Here is a 22,424-nt window from a genome sequence, read left to right on the forward strand (position 1 = left end):
TTACTTATTCTCAATAACGGTGACCGATACATCAATAACGCCGGCGCTAGAGTCGGCTATTTTTTCAAACATAGCTTTTGATAGATCTATAATTCGCCCCTGAATATAAGGACCCCTGTCATTAATTCTCACCACTACTGACTTATTATTAGCAATATTAGTAACTTTTACCCGTGTACCAAACGGGAGTTTTAAGTGAGCAGCTGTTGCTGCTTGTTGGCTAAATCGCTCGCCACTGGCAGTAGTTCGGCCGTGGTACTTATCAGCATAAAATGATGCTTTACCTTGCTCTGCAACATCACGTTGTTGATTATTTATATTACTTGGCAAAGCACTACATGCATTTAAAATAACCAATAGCATTGAAAGCAATACTAACTTTATCAGTTTCATTCTTTATACTTTATAGGGAAATGTGTAGGAAGTGTAATAGGACAAGGCTGAGTAGAGACTGAATTATTAATCAGCTAATAAAAAACCACCTTGATTACTCAAAGGTGGTTTTTAAAATCTGTTAAAAGTACTATTTGTTAACGCACAATACCGCGTTCAGAACTTTTAACGAAATCAATCATCAATTGCACTGCTGGAAACTTTGCAGCATCTTCAGCAAGTAATTCAATCGCTTCATCAACACCTAAGCTCTTGCGGTAAAACGCTTTATAAGCGCGGCGTACTGCCATGATTTCATCACTTTCAAAACCACGGCGTTTCATGCCTTCAGTATTGATTGCCGCAGGGCCTGCTGGCATACCTATGGTAGTAACGAATGGAGGCACGTCTTTATTTACCCCCGAATACATACCAACAAATGCATGCGAACCAATTTTACAAAATTGATGCACACCTGAGTTACCTGCTAAAATAACCCAATCACCAACATGAACGTGACCCGCTACACTGGCATTATTTGCAAAAATAACGTTATCGCCAACAACAGCATCATGCGCAACATGAGTGTAAGCCATAAATAGATTATTGCTGCCTATTTTAGTGACGCCCTCATCTTGGATTGTGCCGCGGTGAATAGTCGCACACTCGCGAATAACATTATTGTCGCCAATAATTAAGCTGGTTGGCTCGTTGTTGTATTTTTTGTCTTGGCAGGCTTCGCCTACAGAAGCAAACTGAAAAATATGGTTACCAGAGCCAATAGTAGCAGGCCCTTTAACAACAACATGAGACTCAATTATACAGTCATCACCAATAACAACATCATTACCGATGTAACTGTATGGTCCAACTGACACATTGTTACCAAGTTTTGCACCCGGTTCGATTATTGCCGTAGCATGGATCACAATTAAAACTCTCTTCTAGCACACATGATTTCGGCGCTACACACTGTTTTGCCGTCAACTTTAGCTTCAGCCGCAAATTTCCATATGTTACGACGCTCTTTTAAAAACTTAACATGAAGATGCATGGTATCACCTGGCACAACCGGCTGCTTAAAACGAGCATTGTCTACGGCTGCAAATAGGTAAAGTTCGTTCTCGCTACGATTTTCAACCGTTTTAAACCCTAATAGACCCGTTGCTTGCGCCATTGACTCTAATATTAGCACACCAGGAAAAATCGGCTGATTTGGGAAATGGCCAGTGAAAATAGGTTCATTAATCGATACATTTTTTATTGCATGCAACGATTCACCAGGGGTGAAATCGATTACACGATCAATTAGTAGCATCGGGTAACGGTGCGGTAATAAACTTAAAATTTCTTGAATATCAAGGCTATTTAATTCGTTTGCCAAAATAGCATCCTTTTTAGTGTTCAACGATCATGACTTATTCAATGCTTCAAGCGCTTTTAGACGTGATTTCATGTCTGAAAGGTTGCGCAAATGAGCAATTGATTTTCGCCACTCTTTGTTAGTCGTATGAGGCATACCAGATGAGTAAATACCTGGTTCGGTGATTGATTTGGTCACCATACTCATGCCGGTAATTATAACACCATCACACACAGACATGTGACCGTTAATCGCGCTCATGCCGCCAATCTGGCAATTTTTACCTATGGTGACACTGCCTGCAAGTACAGTACAACCGGCGATAGCGGTGCCTGAGTTAACTTCGACGTTGTGTGCTATTTGGCACTGGTTATCAATAATAACGTTACTGTGGATAATAGTATCATCGAGCGCACCACGATCTATGGTGGTACTTGCGCCAATTTCTACCTTATCGCCAATGATCACAGAGCCTAATTGTGGAATTTTAAGCCACTGACCGCGTTCATTTGCATAACCAAAGCCATCACTACCAATAACTGTGTTTGCTTGCAATAGACAGTCTGCGCCAATCTCAACATCATGATAAATGCTCACACTTGGCCAAAGTTTGGTGCCTGAACCTATTTTAGCACGTTCACCAATAAAACTGTTCGGACCAATTTGTACGTTATCACCAATTACAGCATCAGCTTCAATTACAACATTAGCACCAATAGCTGCACTTTTGCTCACTTGTGCATTGGCATGTATAACCGCACTTGGATGCACATCGTGAGATGCGCTACGCGGGGTAGTATCCATTAATTGAGCTAATTTGGCATAGGTAACATAGGGATTGGCAACAATGATTTTATTGCCTGAAAAGTAAGGCGCATCGTCAGGGCTAAGTATTACTGCACTGGCTTTTGTTGTCTCAAGCTGAGAGCGATATTTCTTGTTCGCTAAAAATGCAATATGCCCAGAATGGGCATTTGCAAGTGTCGCTATTTTTTTAATTTCTAAAGCGCCATCACCTTGAAGCTCGGCGCTTAGAAGTTCCGCAATTTGCGAAAGCGTATAATTTTGCATAGATTAATTATTTCTTACTTACAGCTGTAACTACTTTTTCAGAAAGATCAGTTACTTCTTTAGGGTTGAAGTAAATAGTTGTGTCTTTTACTTTAACTTCATCGAAGTCGCCTTTTTTAGCAATCTCTTGGATAGTTTCAATGATTAAAGTCTGAACTTTAGCCAACTCCTGATTTTGACGTGCTTTAATTTCTTGCTCTAATGGGCGACCCTTTTCAGCAAGGTTTTTTTGCATACCCTGAATTTTATCACGTAATGCGTCTTTTTGTTCTTGACTCATTGTGGTGCTTTCACGCTTAAACTTTTCTGCTTCAAAGCGAATATCACCTTGTAACTTTTCAAGCTCTTGACGACGCTCAGCAAATTCCGTTTGTAGAGACTGTTCGATTTTAGCCATTTGTGGAAGCTGCTTGTAGATTTCTTGCATATCTACAATACCTACTTTATGAGCAAAAGCATTAACTGATGTACCCATCATAAGTGTAGCTAAAACGGCAACGGCTGTTGATTTGAATAATTTTTTCACAAAAAACTCCTTTAGAAAGTGTTACTAATATTAAAACTGATGGTCTTGGTATCGTCATCTTCTTCTTTTTGCAACGGATACGCAAAGCTGATCAGCATAGGACCCATAGGTGAGATCCATTGTAAAGATAAACCGGTTGCAACCCTAAAGCGCATTGGGTCTGAATAGTCATCTAATTTTGCACGCTCATCAATACCCAAATTTTGATAACGATCAACGTTAAACTCGGTATCCCAAACGTTGGCAGCATCAACAAAGAAACTGGTACGTACTGAACTGGTATTTTCTTCGTCTAAGAACGGTGTAGGAACAATAAGCTCCATACCTGCAACGGCCTTCGCATTACCACCTATACGACCTTGTGGGAAAAGCACGTCAAATTCTGGAGCGCCACCAATATTGCCTGTGGTTGTGCCATCACCTGATGGCGTACCAGGTATAGGTAGTGGCTCTCTTGATACCGCACGCGGTAAAATAGTATTTCTGTCAAAGCCACGTAGTTCCATTTCTGTAATACGGAAGTATTCTTGGAACGGTAACGTCTGATCATACCCGTTGGTAGAACCATAACCATTACCATAACCTAATGCCGCACGGGTCGAAAATACCCAGCGATGATCGTTTGAGATAGGCCAGTAAAAACGTGAATCATAATTTAACTTAAAGTATTTTAAATCTGAGTTCGGCGTTGTGGCTGTCAGGTTTAATGTTTGTCTTGAGCCTGCTGTTGGGAATAAACCACGGTTAACCGTTACACGCGACCAACCCACACTTAACTCATACTTGGTAAACTCAAAGCCCGCATCTGGGTTCTCTGGGTCTAGGAAAGTTTCACGTAGTACACGTGTTTGCTCATATTCTGCAATATCAGATAGCTCTTCTTCTATCCAACGAGCTCCAAAGTTAATACGGTTTATAGCATCAATTGGAAAACCAATGTTGGTTCCAAGGCCATAACTTTTTGACTTATAGTCAATCAAGCTAAACTGGCTAGCATCGTAGTTACTATAAAAAATACTACTACCTTGCGATACACCATCTGGCGTAAAGTAAGGGTCTGTGTATGACACACTCACGCGTTCAGAGCCACGTGAGGTATTAATGTTAAAACCAATTTGATTACCCGTACCTAAAAAGTTAGATTCGGTTACACCAATATTAAATTGCAGACCTAAGTATGAACCATAAGCAAGACCGGCGTTAAAACTACCCGCAGATTGCTCTTTAACAGTAAAGTCAACGTCAACTTGATCATCAACACCCGGAACAGGCACTACATTAAAGTCAACCGATTCCATATAAGGTAAGCGTTGAATTTGCAATTTAGAACGCTCTAAGTTTTGGTTAGATAACCATGCCCCTTCAAGCTGTGTCATTTCACGACGCAGTACTTCATCAGCTGTATTTTGGTTACCACCTACAATGATTCGACGTACATAAACACGTTTACCAGGGTCAACCGATAAAGTCAGTTGTACCTCTTGGTTTTCGTCATCAATTTCTGGAATGGTACGTACTTCAGCGTTAGCATATCCAAAACGAGCTAAGTAACTTTTTATAAACTCTTCTGAAGAAGTTACCACTGAGCCGTTATAAAGCTCTCCGGTGCGAAGCGGGATAACACTTTTGATTAGTTCTTCTCGGCCGAGTAAATCACCGATAAAATCAAAGCCTTTTACCTTGTACTTTACGCCTTCGGTAATATTTGCCGTTACATAAACCGATTCACGCTCAGGACTGACTGACACTTGAGTCGAATCAATATTGAAGCGTAAATAGCCACGGTCTAAATAAAAGCTACGAATTTTTTCTAAATCGCCTTCGATGGTTTGTTTTTGATAGCGATCGCTACCCATAAACTGCCACCAAGGTAAATCTTGTTGCGACTCAGCAAGCTGTAATAACTCTTCGTTTGAAAAAAGTTCATTACCAACTAAGTTTATTTGACGAATAGAGGCAGCATCGCCCTCATCAAACTCGAGTCTCAGTTTAACCCGATTACGTGGCAGCTTAGTGATGCTAATGTCCACTTTTGCATTGTATTTACCAATACTGTGGAAAAACTCAACTAAACCTTTTTCAATATTATCGATAACCGTTTTGTCCAGCGGCTCGCCTTGACGAATATCTTGTTGATCAAGGGACTGGTTTAACTGCTCATCTTTAATGTCTTTATTGCCTTCAAATTCAATAAAGCTAATTGTTGGACGTTCAGTTACTTTAAAAATTACGTTATTGCCATCACGCAACGCTTTTATATTGTCAAAGTGACCAGAGCGATAAAGTGACTTAATTGTTTTTGAAATTGTGTATTCATCAACATTGTCGCCCACGTTAATAGGAATATGCGTTAATGCGGCACCAAGTGCAACACGTTGCAACCCTTCAACTTTTAAATCTTCAACAATAAAGGAGTTTTGGCCTAGGGCTGCAAAACTTGCACCCAATAAACTTGAAACTACCAAATGTTTTTTTATAGCCATTTTATTATCTTTATCCTTTACAACTGTATTACCGCTTAGCATCGAAAACTAAATAGTTACGAGCTTTACAATCGTGTTCTAATTTGTCGTTACCACGCTTAAACAACTACAAGCGCGATACATCATTGAACAAAGCGAAACATGTTAGAAAAATGAGTAGCAAGGCTCCCACTTTAAAACCAAACTCTTGTGTCTTTTCAGAGACCGGCTTTTTACGAAAAAGTTCAATTATGTAATACATTAAGTGCCCACCATCAAGCACCGGCAGAGGAAGTAAATTAAATACTCCCAAATTAACGCTGATCAAAGCTAAAAAGCTTAAAAATGCGACTAATCCGTAACTAACACTTGTGCCTGCGCCGACTGCAATGCCGACAGGCCCACTTAAATTTTTCACTGACACTTGACCAGTAATTAAGTTACCTATCATGTCAAAACTCAGCGTAATTAAACGCCATGTCTCTTTTGTGCCCAGCACAATACTATCTAGTGGCCCATAATGTCTAGTCTCAACAAAATCATCAGGCCACTGCTCTACAACTGGAGCAACACCTAAAAAGCCTTGTTCAACACCATTACTAACAACTCGGCTCTTTGGGGTAACTAATATAGTTTTTATACTATCTTGTCTTTTTACACTAAATTGTAAGGATTTGTTAGCCGATTGAGTAATAAGATTAACTAATTGCTGCCAACTGCTCATTGTTTCACCGTTTACAGCCAAAATAACGTCATTAACCTGTAAATTTGCCTGTTCAGCAGCAGAGTCTTTAGTAATCGCCGCAATAGTGAGTGTTGCTTGAGGGCGAAACGGCACAATCCCCAACGAGCTCAATGGCGGTACATCTTGCTGATCAAGCTTCCAACCATCGAGGTTGAGAATTTGCGTTGTTTGTTGATAATTTTCGTTACGTAAAGTAACAGCAACGCTTTTATAACCCAAGTGCGACATCAAAGAGAAAGTCGCATCTTGCCAATTGCTAATATCGTCATCACCAATTTTAATTATTTGCTGAGTAGGCAAAATACCCGCTTGTTCTGCTCTGCTGCCTTCAACAACATTGCCTACAACCGGTTTTATGGTTTGCACACCCACCATATACATGACCGCTAAAGAAAAAATAGCGAATAAAAAGTTCGCCATGGGCCCTGCTGCTACAATAGCTATTCGCGCTTGAACAGATTTAGCATTAAACGATAAATGACGTTGATTGGCAGGTACTTCATCAACACGCTCGTCTAACATTTTTACGTAACCACCTAGTGGTATTGCCGCAATCACATACTCAGTATTGTATTTATCGTGCCATTTTAATAAAGGTTTACCAAAACCAATTGAAAAGCGCAGTACCTTAACGCCAGCCTTGCGTGCTACCCAAAAATGACCATATTCGTGAACGGTTACTAAAATACCGAGCGCAAGTATAAACGAGCCTAAATTCCAAAAAAAATCGAACATCTTAATGCACCACTTTTGTTATAAACTGCGTTGCGCTTATGCGTGCTAAACGATCACACTCTAAAACTTCATCTAGAGTTTGCACATTAGTAAACTTTGCAGTCTCTAACGTTTGCGCATTCACTTTATAAATATCAGTAAAACTAATTTGACCTTGTAAAAATGCATTTACAGCTATTTCATTAGCCGCATTCACCGTAGTTGTTGCCCCCTGTCCCGCATCACACGCAGCAATTGCCAATTTTAAATTAGGGTAACGCGAGAAATCAGGTTTGGTGAACGAAAAATCACAAATATCAGAAAAGTTTAGCGGTTTAACTCCCGCATCAATTCGCTGTGGAAAAGCAAGCGCATGCGCTATTGGGGTGCGCATATCGGGGTTTCCCATTTGCGCTAAAATAGAGCCATCTTGGTATTGCACCATAGAGTGAATAATACTTTGTGGGTGGATCACCACATCAATGTCGCTGGCATCACAGTTAAATAACCATTTAGCCTCAATAAACTCTAAACCTTTGTTCATCATCGTGGCTGAATCTACCGATATCTTTTGCCCCATTGACCAATTAGGGTGAGCAACCGCTTCACTGACGCTAACACTAGCAAGCGTATTAATGTCACGGTTTAAAAACGGCCCTCCAGAGCCTGTTAATAAAATTTTGCTAACACCATGCTGCTCAAGCCGTGCTTGCCCTTGGGTGTTTTGTAACGCACTAGGTAAACACTGGAAAATAGCATTATGTTCGCTGTCGATGGGTAATAAAGTTGCTTGGTGTTGTTTCACTTTATCAATAAACAACTGACCCGACATCACCAATGACTCTTTGTTTGCCAGCAGCACTTTTTTACCCGCTTCGACTGCGCTCAAAGTGGGTAGTAATCCAGCCGCACCAACAATTGCTGACATCACAGTATCAACATCAACATGCGCACAAAGCTCACTCATAGCTTTCTCGCCATGCATTACTTGTGTTTTACTTATGCCTTTTAAAAGTTCACAAAGCTGCTTAGCGGCTTGCTCTGAAGCCATAACAGCATAACGAGGTTGATGAGCAAGACACAACTCAGCCATTTTTTTTGCATTTTGCCCAGCGGCTAATGCGAACACCTTGAACTGCTGTTGATTTCTTGCAACAACATCTAACGTGCTAAGACCTATCGACCCCGTCGCACCCAAAATAACCAGTTGTTGCACTGCACTCATAAACTAAGTGTCCAGGCAAAGCAAATAACAAACATCGGCGCTGCTGCAGTTAAGCTATCAATGCGGTCTAAAATACCGCCGTGTCCAGGTAGGCAACTGCCGCTATCTTTAAGACCCGCTTCGCGCTTAAACATACTCTCTAGTAAATCACCTACCGCAGAGAACAAAGCAATAAATGCTGTCATTACTGCATAAATAGGCCATACAGAAGTATCAACATTGGTGTAAAAACAAAAAGCCAATACAAATAACACCGCAGCAACCACGCCACCAGCGAGGCCTTCTATGGTTTTATTTGGACTAACTTTAGGCATTAGCTTATGTTTACCGAAACTTTTACCGGTAAAGTAAGCGCCAATATCGGCACTCCATACAATACCCAGTACCACTAAAATCAGCATAGAACCATAGTGTGTTGATTCTGTATATTGCGCACTGCGAAGCGTATTAAGCGCAAGCCACAGTGGTACCAATGTCAGTAAACCGGCAATACCGCGCATTACAAGTCCTTCGTTCCAGCCTTTAGCCATAGCGGGGTAACGCCACACTAAATAACTTGCAACCAGCCACCACGAAAACGATAAGGTAAATAAGTAATTGGCATCACCTACAAGCTTGCCGTTCTGCCATAGGGTTTCTATCGGCCAATGTAAATTAAGTAAGCCTAGTAAAACTGCAACTAACAATACAAACGCACCGCGCTTTAGTTTATCGCATAGCCCCATAAAAGCAGACCATTCCCATGCGCCCATTAATACAATAGCACCCGCAAAATAACTAAATAACGTTAGTGGGGTGTAAAAAACCAAAGCCAGTGCTAATGGCGCTAGCACTAGTGAGGTTAAAATACGTTGTTTTAACAAAATGATGACCCTTAATCTATTTTAGGTTTGAGCGAGTAATTGTTTTATTTGTTCGCCCGTGCAACCAAAACGTCGCTCTCTGGCAACGTAACATGCAATGGCCTCTGCAAAAGCAGCTTCGTTAAAGTCAGGCCAAAGTGTATTGGTAAAATAAAGTTCAGCGTAGGCTGCCTGCCAAAGTAAAAAATTACTAATTCTGACATCGCCACCAGTACGGATCAGTAAATCAGGCTGTGCCTGATCTGCCATACTCATATGCTGTGCAATATGTTCTTCTGTAATGTCTGCGGGATCAATTTCCCCATTTGCTACTTGTAAAGCAACCAGCTTAGCAGCATGGGTCATATCCCAGCGACCACCGTAATTTGCCGCTACATTTAAGTGCAGGCCGGTATTATTCGCTGTTAGTTCTTGTGCAGTATGTACTTTCGCGCGCAAGCTTTCAGAGAATCGAGATAAATCTCCAATGATGGTTAGTTTTACGTTATTTTTATGCAGCTTTTTAACTTCTTTACTTAGTACAAATAAAAAAAGCTCCATTAATGTATTTACTTCGTCTTCAGGGCGGCGCCAGTTTTCACTACTAAAAGCAAATAAGGTCAACGATTGTATCCCTAATTTAGTACAAAACTGCACAGATTGACGAACTGCATCCACGCCCTTTTTATGCCCATATACACGAGGCCTATTTCTAGCTTGTGCCCAACGCCCGTTCCCATCCATGATGATAGCAACATGCTTAGGCAAACATTGCTGTGAAATTGTATCAGCGTCTAGAACCATAAATTTTGTGTATTCCATAAAAAAACGCCGCCTAGTATACCCCAGACGGCGTTTCAAAACTAATAAATTTAACCTGTACCCGTGATAATAAATCTACTTTAAGCAAATAATTATACAGCTAACAACCTTGTATTTACTGACAACTGAGTCGTCACTAAAGAGCAGTCACAATCTGTTACCTTTTAAAATCACACTATTAAAATAAAGTGCGAAGACTGATAAGCAGCGACTTAAATATCTAACTAAAGCTGTTTATTTGGGTTTAGAACAGTTATTAAATTTCCATCAACTCAGCTTCTTTTGCTGTTAGTTGTGTATCCATTTCTTTAATGAACTTATCAGTGATTTTTTGAATTGCATCTTCACCTTGACGTGCTTCGTCTTCAGAGATGTCTTTATCTTTTAATAAGTTTTTAATATCGCCATTTGCATCACGGCGAATATTACGAATAGCAACACGTCCGCCTTCTACTTCGCCACGCACGATTTTAATTAAATCTTTACGACGCTCTTCAGTTAATGGAGGAAGTGGTACACGAATAACCGTGCCTGCAGACATTGGGTTTAAACCAAGGTCAGAAGCCATAATCGCTTTCTCAACTGCCTGAGCTAAAGATTTATCAAATACACCAATAGCCAGTGTACGTGAATCTTCAATAGTTACATTTGCAACTTGGTTTAGAGGCGTTGGTGCGCCGTAGTACGACACCATGATGCCGTCTAAAATTGCAGGATGAGCACGGCCAGTACGAATTTTAGATAATTGACTACCAAGTGCTGCTACACTTTTTTGCATGCGCTCTTGCGCATCTTTTTGAATATCGTTAATCACGGTTTAATCCTAATCTAGTTACTAACTTCATCTGAGGCTTGTGAAGAAATAAGGGTTCCTTCTTCTTCACCCATTATTACGCGCTTTAATGCGCCTGATTTATTCATATTAAATACGCTCAATGGCATATTATGGTCGCGAGCAAGAGTGAATGCCGCTAAATCCATTACTTTTAATTCTTTATCAATAATTTCATTGTAGCTTAAGTGACGGTAAAGTGTCGCTTCAGGGTTTTTCACCGGATCATCACTAAATACACCATCTACTTTAGTCGCTTTAATTACCGTATCAGCTTCAATCTCGATGCCGCGTAAACACGCCGCAGAGTCAGTAGTGAAGAACGGGTTGCCTGTACCAGCGGCAAAAATAACAACGCGACCTGTTTTTAACAAGCTAATTGCTTCAGCCCAGTTATACGCATCACATACGCCATTTAATGGGATAGCTGACATTAAGCGACAATTTACAAACGCACGGTGTAGCGCATCACGCATAGCTAGGCCGTTCATTACGGTTGCAAGCATCCCCATGTGGTCACCAACAACACGATTCATGCCCGCTTCGGCTAATGAGCCACCGCGTAAAAAGTTACCGCCACCAATAACCAAACCCACTTCTACGTCGAGTTCTACGAGCTCTTTAATTTCTTGCGCCATACGATCTAAAACTTTAGGGTCGATGCCGAAGCCTTCGTCTCCCATTAAAGCTTCACCACTTAATTTGAGAAGAACACGTCTAAAAATAGGTTTGCGATTGATAGTCATAGTTTTGGGGCCAACTTTTATTGAATTATGGATAAAAAATAACCGCGCTTATGTTAAACATAAAAGCGCGGTTATTTTAAAGAATTTCTAAGCGTGACGCAAAAGCAAATAGTACTTTAATTGCATGTATTTTCCTTTTGTATCACAAATAGTATGTCTTACTGACCTTTAGCAGCTGCAATTTGAGCAGCAACTTCAGCAGCAAAATCTTCTTCTTTCTTCTCGATACCTGCACCAACTTCCATACGTACAAAGCCAGTAACTGTTGCGTTTTTCTCTTTAAGAATTTCGCCAACAGATTTTTTCGGTTCCATGATGAAAGCTTGACCAGTAAGAGAAACCTCACCAGTAAATTTCTTCATACGACCAACAACCATTTTCTCAGCGATTTCAGCAGGCTTGCCTTCGTTCATCGCGATGTCGATTTGTACTTGCTTTTCTTTTTCAACAACATCAGCAGGTACGTCATCTGGAGTTAGGTAATCTGGGTTTGAAGCAGCAACGTGCATTGCAACATGCTTAAGTGTTTCTTCATCAGCAACACCCGCAACAACAACACCAATACGCTCGCCATGACGGTACTCAACTAGTTGCTCGCCAGTGATGTACTGAAGACGACGTACATTGATGTTTTCACCAATTTTAGTTACTAGCTCAACACGGTCTTCTTCGAACTTAGCTTGTAAGTCTTCGATAGATGTAGTGTCAGCGATAGCAGCATCTGCAACTTTGTTAGCAAATGCTAGGAAGCTTGCATCTTTAGCAACGAAGTCAGTTTGACAGTTAACTTCTACAAGTACTGCAACACCCGCGTTTTGCTTGATGATGATAGTACCTTCAGCAGCAATGTTACCTGCTTTTTTAGCAGCCTTTGCAGCACCGCTCTTACGCATGTTTTCAATCGCTAACTCGATGTCACCATCAGTCTCAGTTAACGCTTTTTTACAATCCATCATGCCAGCGCCAGTACGCTCGCGTAATTCTTTAACTAGGGCAGTAGTTACAGCCATTAGTAAATCCTCAAATCTGAAATCAGGTTTAGATAAGCGGGTTACCCGCTCCACAAGAATAGCAAGTCTTCACCTTTAAAAGATGAAGACTTGATGACAGCTAATTACTCAGCTTCTACGAAGTCGTCTTTTTCAGCTTGAGCAACGATGTTACTCTCACGGCCTTCAGTGATCGCAGCTGCAACAGCACTAGTGTAAAGGTTGATTGCACGGATAGCATCATCGTTACCAGGTACGATGTAATCAACACCGTCTGGGTTAGAGTTAGTATCAACGATTGCAACAACTGGGATACCTAGGTTGTTAGCTTCACGGATAGCAATGTGCTCGTGGTCAGCATCGATTACAAAGATAGCGTCTGGAAGGCCACCCATGTTTTTAATACCACCAAGGCTCTTTTCAAGCTTGTCCATTTCACGAGTAAGCATTAACGCTTCTTTCTTAGTTAACTTCTCGAAAGTACCGTCTTGGCTTTGAGCTTCAAGGTCTTTAAGACGCTTGATTGATTGACGAACTGTTTTCCAGTTAGTCAACATGCCGCCTAACCAACGGTGGTTAACGAAGAATTGATCGCTTTGTAAAGCAGCTTCTTTTACTGCTTCGCTTGCTGCGCGCTTAGTACCAACGAAAAGAACTTTACCTTTGTTTGCAGCAGCACCAGATAAAAACTTAAGTGCAGTGTTGAACATTGGTACAGTTTGCTCAAGGTTGATGATATGTACACGGTTACGTGCGCCGAAGATGAAAGGCTTCATCTTAGGGTTCCAGTAACGTGCTTGGTGACCAAAGTGAACACCAGCTTGAAGCATATCGCGCATTGAAACGTTTGCCATTTTGTAAATCCTCTAAGTTGTTTAGGGTTAGGCCTCCACATATCCCATAGCACCAACACCGCAGTTAAATGAAACTGAAATGCACCCAAGTGTATGTGACGATACGTGTGTGTGTTAAAATAAAATTGTGTTTGCCTTAAATACAAAAAATCATTTAAGAATTTATTTGTAAAAAGACGGCGCGCTTTATACCATATTAAAAATAAATACTCAACGTCTCGTGCAAAAATTGTGCGACGATAATCATCTAAAAACGCAACTTTGGAGCCTCAATGAGCGCTGTGATTAAGACCCCTGAAGAAATCGAGAAAATGCGTGTAGCCGGCCGTTTGGCTGCTGATGTGCTAGAAATGATCGAACCACATGTGGTACCAGGTATCACCACCGATGAGCTAAATACAATTTGTCATGATTATATTGTTAATGTGCAAGATGCTGTTCCTGCTCCTCTTAATTATCATGGTTTTCCAAAATCAATTTGTACCTCAGTAAATCATGTAATTTGTCACGGTATTCCGAATGACAAAGCATTAAAAGATGGTGATAGTGTTAATATTGACATCACTGTTATCAAAGATGGTTACCATGGTGACACATCAAAAATGTTTCATGTAGGCACGCCTAATATCCAAGGTAAACGTCTTGCAGAAGTCACTCAAGAAAGTCTTTACCTTGCCATTAAAATGGTAAAACCGGGTGTTCGCCTTGGTGATATTGGTGCAGCTATTCAAAAATATGCAGAGAGCTTTAACTACTCTATCGTACGTGAATATTGCGGCCATGGTATCGGTAGCGAGTTCCATGAAGAACCACAGGTAATGCATTACGGTAAAGCAGGCACTGGCGAAACATTAAAAGCAGGTATGTGTTTAACTATTGAACCTATGGTAAATGCGGGCAAACGCCAATGTAAATTACTCAAAGACGACTGGACTGTGGTAACAAAAGACCGTAGTTTATCCGCTCAATGGGAACACACCTTACTAGTAACTGAAAATGGTGTTGAAATTTTAACACTACGATCAGATGATACAATCGATAGAATTATCGAGCACTAATTAAGTGCGCGCTTAATCGCGGTTGTAACAGGTTTTGCCTGTATATCGCTTAAGTGGTTTGCTGTAAGGGGCTAACATAACTTATTGCCCTTACAGCAAATATATTATAAAAATAAATCTCAAACTTATAATGCAGTCCATATATAGGAGCCAGCCTAAGTGGCATTACCTAACAAAGTAAAAAAGTTGCTCAATGATGCTGAGCAATTAAGCGATTACCGCGATTGCTCCGCCTATTTCTATAAATGGTTGCATAATGAATTCTCAAAACAACCGGTTGGTAAATTAATTAATGCCCGTGCAGAATTTATTGACCGACTGCTGATCAAACTTTTCCAAGTTTATGATTTAGCTCACGAACCAGATCTCGCTTTGATAGCAGTAGGTGGTTATGGTCGTGGCGAGCTACACCCCTACTCTGATATAGATTTTTTATTACTTGTTACGAAACAGCCTAATGATGATATTTGCGAAAAAATCGGTCAGTTTGTCACTATGTTGTGGGATCTTAATCTCGAGATAGGCCACAGTGTTCGTACTATTGAACAAGCCATAGAACAAAAACGTGAAGACGTTACCTTTGCCACCAGCTTATTAGAAAGCCGTCTTATTTTTGGCAATCATATTGAGTTTGAAAAACTCAAAAACCATATTATTGAAACACCGGTTTGGGGCTCAGGTGAATTTTTTGTCGCAAAAGTACAAGAACAAAATTTGCGTCACAGAAAGTGCCACGGCACAGCCTATAATTTAGAACCAAATATAAAAGAAAACCCAGGGGGTCTGCGCGACCTGCAAACTATTATTTGGGTGGCTAAAAAGCACTTTAGAGCCGAAACTCTGCAAGAGCTAATTAATCACGGCTACCTGACTCACGAGGAATATCAAGAGCTGTTAGAGTGTCTTGAGAATTTATGGAATATTCGTTTTGCGTTACATTTAGCTGCAGAACGTTCAGAAAACCGTTTATTGTTTGATCACCAACCCCAAGCTGCAGAAATTTTGGGCTTTGGTAGCGATGGTAAGGCCTCGGTTGAGCGCATGATGAAACGCTTATTCAGAATTATGAGCCGAGTACGTGAGCTCAACCAGATGTTGCTTTCGTACTTTGAGCAAAGTATTTCGCCAGACAGTAGTCAAGCGACCGTTGAAGAACTCGATCTCAACTTTGAGCGCGTTGGCCATCAAATTCGAGTAAAAAGCCCGTCAGTATTCTTCAGGCGCGATCAACTTTTTGTATTGTTTGAGCATATTGCTGACCACCCAGAAATCACCCATATATACCCGAGCACTATTCGCACTATTCGCCAAGTTCGTCGTCGTTTATTGGGCGACCTACAAGACTACGCGGCCTGCCGGGAAGCTTTTCTACGAATCATAAAGCATCCTAATGGTATGGGACGTGCTTTTACGCTGATGCACAAACACGGCATGATTGCCGCTTATTTGCCGCAGTGGCGAAATATTTTTGGCCAAATGCAGTTTGATTTGTTTCATGCCTACACGGTTGATGAACACACCCATAAGCTAATTAATAATATTTATCAGTATTTTGATAAAACTGGGGTTAGCGAATTCCCAATTTGTAGCGAAATTGTCACGCGTATGGATAAACCGGAGCTACTGTATTTAGCCGGTATTTTCCACGACATTGCCAAGGGACGTGGGGGGGATCACTCTGAGCTGGGTGCTGTTGACGCCATTGCTTTTTCTAAATTGCATGGCTTTGCATCATCCGATGGTAAGTTAATTTCTTGGCTTGTTAGCAACCACTTACTTATGTCAGTTACGGCGCAGCGTAAAGATATAAACGACCCAGATGTAATAAAAGATTTCGCATCGCGAGTAAAAACAGAGCGTCAGCTCGATTACCTCTATTGTTTAACGGTCGCCGATATACGCGCTACCAATGACAACTTATGGAATGACTGGAAAAACACGCTACTTCGTGAGCTGTACTTACATACACAACGAGCTTTGCGTCTTGGGCTTGAAAACCCAATGGATCAACGCGACCAAATTCGAGATAAGAAGCATCAAGCTAAGCAACGCCTGATTAATTTGCATTATCACGAGGAACAAATTGACTTAACTTGGAGTCGTTTTAAAGCGAATTACTTTACCGCCTTTAGTGAACAACAAATTTCGTGGCATACAGAGCATTTACTAAAATGCACTGACTTGAGCCTACCTAGTGTTATTGTCTCGAATAAAGCAATGCATGGCGGTACTCAAGTATTTGCATACAGCCCTTACTCAGGTGGACTATTTGCTCGATTAGTCAGTGTTATTGGCTCTAAAAAAGCACAAATTCAACACGCCCAAGTACTGACCACCAAAGATGGCTACGTACTGTTTAACTTTGTTATTTTAGAAGTTAGCGGTGACCCAATTGCCAGTAGCCGTGCACAATCGATTAAACGCGGATTAGAGCAAGCATTGAATGATCCGCGAAAAAAAATACGCTTTAAAAAGAGCCGCTCACAACGCTTTAAAGACTTTAATATTAAACCAAAAATTGTACTGCGCCCGCACCCTCGTAAGGACCGTAGTTTAATAGAAATTCAAGCGGTTGATATACCTGGGCTATTAACTAAAATAGCCGAGGTTTTCCAAGCTTACTTACTCCACATACATGCCGCACGCATTACCACGGTAGGCGAGCGCGCAGAAGATTTCTTTGTGGTATCTAATAACGAATATCAAGCGCTGACTGATGAAGAGCAAGCAAAAATTCATCAGGCATTACGTAAAAAACTCAACGCCGAAATTGAATAAGAGGACACTATGTCAGATTTAAAAACCATGATTGAAAATGCGTGGGATAACCGCGACAACATTAGCCCAACAACCGTATCAAGCGATATTAAACAAGCAATTATTGATGCACTTGAGCTATTAGATAGTGGCGCAGCGCGTGTTGCAGAAAAAATTTCTGGCGAATGGGTTGTTCATCAATGGCTTAAAAAAGCCGTGCTGCTTTCATTTAGAATTCGTGAAAACCAACCAATGAATGATGGCGTAAATCAATTTTACGACAAAGTACCGCTTAAATTTAGCGACTATACGCCGGAGCAATTTCAGCAAGGTGGCATGCGCGTAGTACCCAACGCCGTTGCCCGTAAAGGCAGCTTTGTAGGGAAAAATGTTGTACTAATGCCATCGTATGTAAACATTGGTGCTTACGTTGATGAAGGCACTATGGTTGATACATGGGCCACTGTAGGTTCATGTGCTCAAATTGGTAAGAATGTACACTTATCAGGCGGTGTGGGCATAGGCGGTGTTTTAGAGCCGCTACAAGCAAATCCTACCATCATTGAAGACAACTGCTTTATTGGCGCACGTTCAGAAATTGTTGAAGGCGTTATTGTTGAAGAAGGTGCGGTTATTTCAATGGGTGTTTACATTAGCCAAAGTACCCGTATTTATGACCGTGAAACCGGTGAAATTCATTATGGTCGCGTACCTGCTGGTGCTGTTGTGGTTCCTGGTGCTCTGCCTTCAAAAGATGGCACGCATAGTTTATACGCTGCGATTATTGTGAAAAAAGTTGATCAACAAACACGCGAAAAAGTAGGCATTAACGCTCTGCTTCGCTCAATTGATGATTAAAAAGCAGTTGTAAATTTTTAGCTGTAAGCGCTAAGCAGGTTAATATTAAACGTAGATTGGGTTGAGTAAAAAGAAACCCAACAACATATTAAAGTTAAGTGTATTCGCTAAAATTTAATTACATACAGAAAAAGCTCTAAGCTTGTATAGGTTTAGGGCTTTTTTAGTGCTTTTAAAATACCTTCTCACAAACCTGTACCCTTTAATCGCGTTGCTTTGTTAGATACCTGCATCTATAGTGAATAAACGCATAATTCGATTATCGAGGATAAGTTGTTGCGCCTTTTCGTTTTAGGTTGGTTGGTGTTATTTGGTTCAACGCAGGCTATGGCTAATGATTTTACATCGTTTGAAGCTAAACTTAACGAAGCCGAAGATTATCTTGTTGTTAATCCTGCACAATCAATAATCATTCTTGAAAATATCAAAGAACTAAATACAGCTCCTGCTGCGCTATTTATCCGCTGGCACTTGCTTTATGCCCGATCAGCGGTTCCCACCAGTCATTACGATCGGCTTTATAAATCGATTGACGCAATATTTCAGCATCATCAAGCTGACTACTTTAAACAAAAATTGACCACCATAATGAGTGCCTTGGGAATATGGCTTCGCCATGCTGAATATTTAAGCGATGCCCAGCTCTCATTTAAATGTGCTTATAAATATGCGCAAAGCGATCGCCAACGATTAACACTCACCAACAGTATGGCACTGGTTGCTCGCTCGCAAAACGACTTTGCTAAAGCGCGTGCTTTATACTTAAATAATCTTGATCTCACAACACAATTAACACTTCCTAATGTAACAGCACTTATAAAAAATAATTTGGGCTCTTTAGCACTTGATGAAGGCAATATTGCTAACGCTGAACGCTACTTTAGAAGTGCATTAAGCCTTAACCAAAATATTGATAAACGCGCAGGGCAAATTTCGGCTGGGCTTAATTTATTAATGGTTTTTTTAATTCAAGAACATCAGCTTAACTTTGATCGACTCTATACCCCAACGGCAACGTTGACTCATGCATTCCCCAACAAGTCTAAACAAGCACTGCTAATTTGGCTTGAACTAGGCTACAAAAATTTAACTGGCGAGTTTATAAGTCAAAAAGATAAACATCAGCTTCAAGCTGCATATGAGCAATTAGAAAGCGATAAAATGAAACAGCTAGTAGCACATTATCTAGCTAAAAAACTTGATGTTACTTTAGCACTACCTGAGCCCATTACCGCTAAAGAGTTTACCAGCCCTTGGTTTAACTTAGTAAAGCAATGCAATTGGGAGAAAAGTTTATAGCTTTAAGTCACAAACGTTCAGCTAAGCTTAGTTAGAAGCCTATAAACTAACTTTTATCTACTTTTTTACTTCTAATATAAGTATATAAAACAAGCTACTGAATTGGCTAACAAACGGAATATATAATAAGATAGGCCAGAGAAGATAAAAAATATCATTTTAATTCAATGCCTTACAAAGCCTCTTGACCAATGCTCAGGTTAACTTAATAACCACAAAAATAAAAAAGGCACTGTGAAGTGCCTTTTTATTTACTCAAATCTAATTAATTACAACGCGTTAAATACGTCATCTGTTTTAGCAGCGCAAATGAAGTCATTTTTATGCAGACCTTTAATTGAATGGCTCCACCAAGTCACGGTTACTTTGCCCCATTCGGTTAATAAACCCGGGTGATGCCCTTCGTCTTCAGCCATATCACCTACCTTATTGGTAAACGCAATGGCTTGTTTAAAGTTTTTAAACTTATAAACGCGCTCTAACTGCATAATACCGTCGCGTACTTCTGGCACCCAGTCAGGGATTTTTTTAATTAATTCAGCCAATTCAGCATCAGATACTTTTGGCGCATCTGCATGACAGGCTTCACATTTTTGTGCACTTAATGAAGACATTTTAAATCCTTAGTTTAGCGTTACTTTTTTCAAAAATTAACTAGCTAATTTTTCTTTTGGAGGAAACTTAGGGTCGTGCAAACCAAGTGATTTAGCTTGCTCAACTAAAGTCATTATATCCATTTGAGATATTTCAAACAGATCATGAATCGAATTAATCGTGTAATACAATGGTTGCATAATGTCTATACGGTACGGTGTACGTAGCACATCTAGCACATTCATTGGATTAATCTCTGGTGTATCTGAATACACGTATTGGGTTTCCCCTGGGCTTGATAAAATACCGCCACCGTAAATACGTAATCCTTTTTCAGTTTGCATCAAACCAAACTCAACGGTAAACCAGTACATGCGCGCTAAATAAACGCGGTCTTTTTTCTCTGCCGCGTATCCTAGTTGCCCGTACTTATGGGTAAATTCTGCAAAGTCAGGATTGGTTAGCATGGCACAATGACCAAATATCTCATGAAAAATATCGGGTTCTTGTAAGTAGTCAAATTCTTCACGGCTACGAATGAAGGTAGCTACAGGAAATTGCTTGTTAGCGAGTAACCTAAAAAACTCATCAAAATCGATAAGTGCAGGTACAGGTGCAACCTGCCAGCCTGTGGTTGCTAAAAGTACTTCGTTTAGCTCACTCAGCTGTGGGATACGATCATGAGGCAGATTGATTTTTTTCAATCCTTCCATGTACTCATCACAGGCTTTGCCTTCTATGCACGCAAGTTGGCGTGCTACAAGCTCAGACCAAATTTTATTTTCTTCATCGCTCCAATGTATAACCCCATTTTCATCAGGTGTTTTGGAGGTGTAATTACTTGCTTTAGCCATAAATACCTTCTTTGGGATAAAACCCTAAATCGGTGTCAAAATAACAGCCAAATGCTTGGCTATTCGATGTAGCCATACTATGCAAAAGTGAACAAAAGTTTAATAGCTTGACGCAGATCAATACTTTTGCAGATCATACAGATCGTAAATTTAAAATTACACTAGAGCAAAGATAAAAACACAGCCCATTCTTAATAGCGCTTACAGGAAGAATTCAATGTAACCATTAATTTACACCTCAAGATATTTTAGTAAATGCTTGGTTGAGATCGTTAATAATATCGTTAACATCTTCAAGTCCAACTGATAAACGAATTAAACCATCACTAATTCCAGCTGCTAGTCTTTCTTCGGGAGTGTATGGCGAATGCGTCATTGATGCAGGGTGTTGAATGAGCGTTTCAGCATCGCCTAAGCTAACCGCTAATGTGCACAGTTGCATGCTATTAATAAACTGCTCACCGTCGGTTAAGCTCCCTTTAATTTCAAAGGCAATAACACCGCCAGCCGCTTTCATTTGCTTACCAATATACTTGTAACCCGGGTGAGACTTGAGCCCAGGGTAATACACTTTATTTACTTGCGGATGAGCTTCTAAATACTCAGCAATCGTTTGCGCACTTTGGCAATGGCGTTCAATGCGAATAGCTAAAGTTTTTAAGCCGCGATTTATTAACCACGCATCGTGTGGACTAATAGTGGCACCAATATCTTTAAGCACGGTCATTTTAATCTGTGTAATATGCTCAAGTGAACCACACACAATACCCGCAACAACATCGCCGTGACCATTTAAATACTTGGTCGCGCTATGCATTATAATATCGATACCGTACTGTTTTGGTGACTGCAGCAGCGGGGTTAAAAAAGTATTGTCGACCACACTCAGTAAATGATGCTGTTTAGCCACATCGCCAATAAGTGCTAAATCAATCACTGCCATGGTTGGATTGATTGGTGTTTCTACAAATATCATTTTTGAATTAGGCTTAATGGCAGCGCGCAGTTCACTCTCATTAGTCATATCAACAAAGGTGACTTCAATTCCCCATCGCGGCAACATATGCGCAAAAAAAGCAAAGGTGCAGCCATACAGAGCGCTTGATGCAATTAAATGATCGCCTTGCGATAGGAAGCTTAGTACCGAAGCGGATACCGCACCCATACCTGTTGCCGTGGCGGCGGCGGCCTCACAGCCTTCTAATTGCGCCACTTTTTGCTCAAGTTCAGTCGTGGTAGGGTTACCTAAACGCGTGTAAATATAACCGGGCTCTTCACCTGCAAAGCGGGCAGCACCTTGGGCGGCACTTTCAAAATGAAACGTAGACGTTTGATACAAAGGTGAGGTTAATGCGCCATGCGGATCATTTGCTTTTTGTGGGCCATGGATACATTGGGTATTTTGATGATGCTTGCTCATTGTGTGTTCTCGTTTTTATTA

Annotated in this window: 21 protein-coding genes; 4 read left to right on the forward strand and 17 right to left on the reverse strand. The window is 40.7% G+C overall.

Annotated features, from left to right (window positions below; translation table 11 throughout):
* From CWB76_RS01415 to rpsB, 14 genes are all read right to left on the reverse strand, one after another.
* Entirely contained in the window at positions 1-393 is a 393-nt protein-coding gene (locus tag CWB76_RS01415) for a septal ring lytic transglycosylase RlpA family protein (RefSeq protein ID WP_138605031.1), read from the reverse strand.
* A 137-nt stretch (positions 394-530) separates the two neighbouring features.
* Positions 531-1,301, reverse strand: a complete 771-nt coding sequence (gene lpxA, locus CWB76_RS01420) for an acyl-ACP--UDP-N-acetylglucosamine O-acyltransferase (RefSeq protein WP_138605032.1) — start codon at positions 1,299-1,301, stop codon at positions 531-533.
* Positions 1,302-1,303: 2 nt separating this feature from the next.
* The gene (gene fabZ, locus CWB76_RS01425) at positions 1,304-1,756 is read right to left on the reverse strand and encodes a 3-hydroxyacyl-ACP dehydratase FabZ (protein WP_008110974.1); all 453 of its coding nucleotides are present in this window, start codon (positions 1,754-1,756) and stop codon (positions 1,304-1,306) included.
* A gap of 27 nt (positions 1,757-1,783) precedes the next feature.
* Positions 1,784-2,806 (reverse strand): UDP-3-O-(3-hydroxymyristoyl)glucosamine N-acyltransferase, encoded by a 1,023-nt coding sequence (gene lpxD, locus CWB76_RS01430; protein WP_138605033.1) that lies wholly within the window; start codon positions 2,804-2,806, stop codon positions 1,784-1,786.
* A gap of 7 nt (positions 2,807-2,813) precedes the next feature.
* Entirely contained in the window at positions 2,814-3,332 is a 519-nt protein-coding gene (locus CWB76_RS01435) for an OmpH/Skp family outer membrane protein (RefSeq protein WP_138605034.1), read from the reverse strand.
* A gap of 11 nt (positions 3,333-3,343) precedes the next feature.
* Complete coding sequence (gene bamA, locus CWB76_RS01440; RefSeq protein WP_138605035.1) at positions 3,344-5,815, reverse strand: outer membrane protein assembly factor BamA; 2,472 nt, start codon at positions 5,813-5,815, stop codon at positions 3,344-3,346.
* 106 nt (positions 5,816-5,921) lie between these two features.
* Positions 5,922-7,274 (reverse strand): sigma E protease regulator RseP, encoded by a 1,353-nt coding sequence (gene rseP, locus CWB76_RS01445; RefSeq protein WP_138605037.1) that lies wholly within the window; start codon positions 7,272-7,274, stop codon positions 5,922-5,924.
* A 1-nt stretch (position 7,275) separates the two neighbouring features.
* The gene (gene ispC / locus CWB76_RS01450; protein ID WP_138605039.1) at positions 7,276-8,478 is read right to left on the reverse strand and encodes a 1-deoxy-D-xylulose-5-phosphate reductoisomerase; all 1,203 of its coding nucleotides are present in this window, start codon (positions 8,476-8,478) and stop codon (positions 7,276-7,278) included.
* A complete protein-coding gene (locus CWB76_RS01455; protein ID WP_055012767.1) occupies positions 8,475-9,341 on the reverse strand; it encodes a phosphatidate cytidylyltransferase in 867 nt (288 codons plus the stop codon). The genes ispC and CWB76_RS01455 overlap by 4 nt, the downstream gene beginning before the upstream one ends.
* A 21-nt stretch (positions 9,342-9,362) precedes the next feature.
* On the reverse strand, positions 9,363-10,142 hold the full coding sequence (gene uppS, locus CWB76_RS01460; RefSeq protein WP_138605040.1) for an undecaprenyl pyrophosphate synthase: 780 nt from the start codon (positions 10,140-10,142) through the stop codon (positions 9,363-9,365).
* A gap of 256 nt (positions 10,143-10,398) precedes the next feature.
* The gene (frr, locus tag CWB76_RS01465; protein WP_218651693.1) at positions 10,399-10,920 is read right to left on the reverse strand and encodes a ribosome recycling factor; all 522 of its coding nucleotides are present in this window, start codon (positions 10,918-10,920) and stop codon (positions 10,399-10,401) included.
* Between the two features lie 50 nt (positions 10,921-10,970).
* Complete coding sequence (gene pyrH, locus CWB76_RS01470; protein ID WP_138605042.1) at positions 10,971-11,720, reverse strand: UMP kinase; 750 nt, start codon at positions 11,718-11,720, stop codon at positions 10,971-10,973.
* A gap of 158 nt (positions 11,721-11,878) precedes the next feature.
* On the reverse strand, positions 11,879-12,730 hold the full coding sequence (gene tsf, locus CWB76_RS01475; RefSeq protein ID WP_010388114.1) for a translation elongation factor Ts: 852 nt from the start codon (positions 12,728-12,730) through the stop codon (positions 11,879-11,881).
* Between the two features lie 104 nt (positions 12,731-12,834).
* Positions 12,835-13,563 carry a 30S ribosomal protein S2 gene (gene rpsB, locus CWB76_RS01480; RefSeq protein ID WP_013465430.1) on the reverse strand — a complete coding sequence of 243 codons (729 nt, stop codon included), beginning with the start codon at positions 13,561-13,563 and terminating at the stop codon, positions 12,835-12,837.
* 272 nt (positions 13,564-13,835) lie between these two features.
* On the opposite strand from rpsB, the gene map reads away from it, so the two are divergent.
* From map to CWB76_RS01500, 4 genes are all read left to right on the forward strand, one after another.
* Positions 13,836-14,621, forward strand: a complete 786-nt coding sequence (gene map / locus CWB76_RS01485) for a type I methionyl aminopeptidase (protein WP_054202413.1) — start codon at positions 13,836-13,838, stop codon at positions 14,619-14,621.
* Between the two features lie 159 nt (positions 14,622-14,780).
* Positions 14,781-17,399, forward strand: coding sequence for a [protein-PII] uridylyltransferase (gene glnD, locus CWB76_RS01490; RefSeq protein WP_138605043.1), 2,619 nt, complete (start codon positions 14,781-14,783; stop codon positions 17,397-17,399).
* Between the two features lie 9 nt (positions 17,400-17,408).
* Positions 17,409-18,236, forward strand: coding sequence for a 2,3,4,5-tetrahydropyridine-2,6-dicarboxylate N-succinyltransferase (gene dapD / locus CWB76_RS01495; RefSeq protein WP_138605045.1), 828 nt, complete (start codon positions 17,409-17,411; stop codon positions 18,234-18,236).
* A 276-nt stretch (positions 18,237-18,512) separates the two neighbouring features.
* Positions 18,513-19,535: a tetratricopeptide repeat protein gene (locus CWB76_RS01500; RefSeq protein ID WP_138605047.1), complete on the forward strand. Its 1,023-nt coding sequence runs from the start codon at positions 18,513-18,515 to the stop codon at positions 19,533-19,535.
* 269 nt (positions 19,536-19,804) lie between these two features.
* Here the strand turns inward: CWB76_RS01500 and CWB76_RS01505 are convergent, their stop codons facing one another.
* The 3 genes from CWB76_RS01505 to megL all read right to left on the reverse strand — a co-directional run bounded on the left by CWB76_RS01505 (position 19,805) and on the right by megL (position 22,403).
* On the reverse strand, positions 19,805-20,149 hold the full coding sequence (locus tag CWB76_RS01505; protein ID WP_008111000.1) for a 4a-hydroxytetrahydrobiopterin dehydratase: 345 nt from the start codon (positions 20,147-20,149) through the stop codon (positions 19,805-19,807).
* Positions 20,150-20,185: 36 nt separating this feature from the next.
* The gene (phhA, locus tag CWB76_RS01510) at positions 20,186-20,983 is read right to left on the reverse strand and encodes a phenylalanine 4-monooxygenase (protein WP_008111003.1); all 798 of its coding nucleotides are present in this window, start codon (positions 20,981-20,983) and stop codon (positions 20,186-20,188) included.
* A 238-nt stretch (positions 20,984-21,221) separates the two neighbouring features.
* A complete protein-coding gene (gene megL / locus CWB76_RS01515; protein ID WP_138605049.1) occupies positions 21,222-22,403 on the reverse strand; it encodes a methionine gamma-lyase in 1,182 nt (393 codons plus the stop codon).
* Between the last annotated feature and the right edge of the window lie 21 nt (positions 22,404-22,424).

Source organism: Pseudoalteromonas sp. S1609, from assembly GCF_005887255.1.
Lineage (GTDB): Bacteria > Pseudomonadota > Gammaproteobacteria > Enterobacterales > Alteromonadaceae > Pseudoalteromonas.

What these genes read in the sequence shown, in the direction of transcription:
- CWB76_RS01415 (WP_138605031.1), bottom strand. Translation starts at nt 393, where the DNA reads ATGAAACTGATAAAGTTAGTATTGCTTTCAATGCTATTGGTTATTTTA.
- lpxD (WP_138605033.1), bottom strand. Translation starts at nt 2,806, where the DNA reads ATGCAAAATTATACGCTTTCGCAAATTGCGGAACTTCTAAGCGCCGAG.
- bamA (WP_138605035.1), bottom strand. Translation starts at nt 5,815, where the DNA reads ATGGCTATAAAAAAACATTTGGTAGTTTCAAGTTTATTGGGTGCAAGT.
- rseP (WP_138605037.1), bottom strand. Translation starts at nt 7,274, where the DNA reads ATGTTCGATTTTTTTTGGAATTTAGGCTCGTTTATACTTGCGCTCGGT.
- ispC (WP_138605039.1), bottom strand. Translation starts at nt 8,478, where the DNA reads ATGAGTGCAGTGCAACAACTGGTTATTTTGGGTGCGACGGGGTCGATA.
- uppS (WP_138605040.1), bottom strand. Translation starts at nt 10,142, where the DNA reads ATGGAATACACAAAATTTATGGTTCTAGACGCTGATACAATTTCACAG.
- frr (WP_218651693.1), bottom strand. Translation starts at nt 10,920, where the DNA reads ATGCAAAAAAGTGTAGCAGCACTTGGTAGTCAATTATCTAAAATTCGT.
- pyrH (WP_138605042.1), bottom strand. Translation starts at nt 11,720, where the DNA reads ATGACTATCAATCGCAAACCTATTTTTAGACGTGTTCTTCTCAAATTA.
- tsf (WP_010388114.1), bottom strand. Translation starts at nt 12,730, where the DNA reads ATGGCTGTAACTACTGCCCTAGTTAAAGAATTACGCGAGCGTACTGGC.
- rpsB (WP_013465430.1), bottom strand. Translation starts at nt 13,563, where the DNA reads ATGGCAAACGTTTCAATGCGCGATATGCTTCAAGCTGGTGTTCACTTT.
- map (WP_054202413.1), top strand. Translation starts at nt 13,836, where the DNA reads ATGAGCGCTGTGATTAAGACCCCTGAAGAAATCGAGAAAATGCGTGTA.
- dapD (WP_138605045.1), top strand. Translation starts at nt 17,409, where the DNA reads ATGTCAGATTTAAAAACCATGATTGAAAATGCGTGGGATAACCGCGAC.
- CWB76_RS01505 (WP_008111000.1), bottom strand. Translation starts at nt 20,149, where the DNA reads ATGTCTTCATTAAGTGCACAAAAATGTGAAGCCTGTCATGCAGATGCG.
- phhA (WP_008111003.1), bottom strand. Translation starts at nt 20,983, where the DNA reads ATGGCTAAAGCAAGTAATTACACCTCCAAAACACCTGATGAAAATGGG.
- megL (WP_138605049.1), bottom strand. Translation starts at nt 22,403, where the DNA reads ATGAGCAAGCATCATCAAAATACCCAATGTATCCATGGCCCACAAAAA.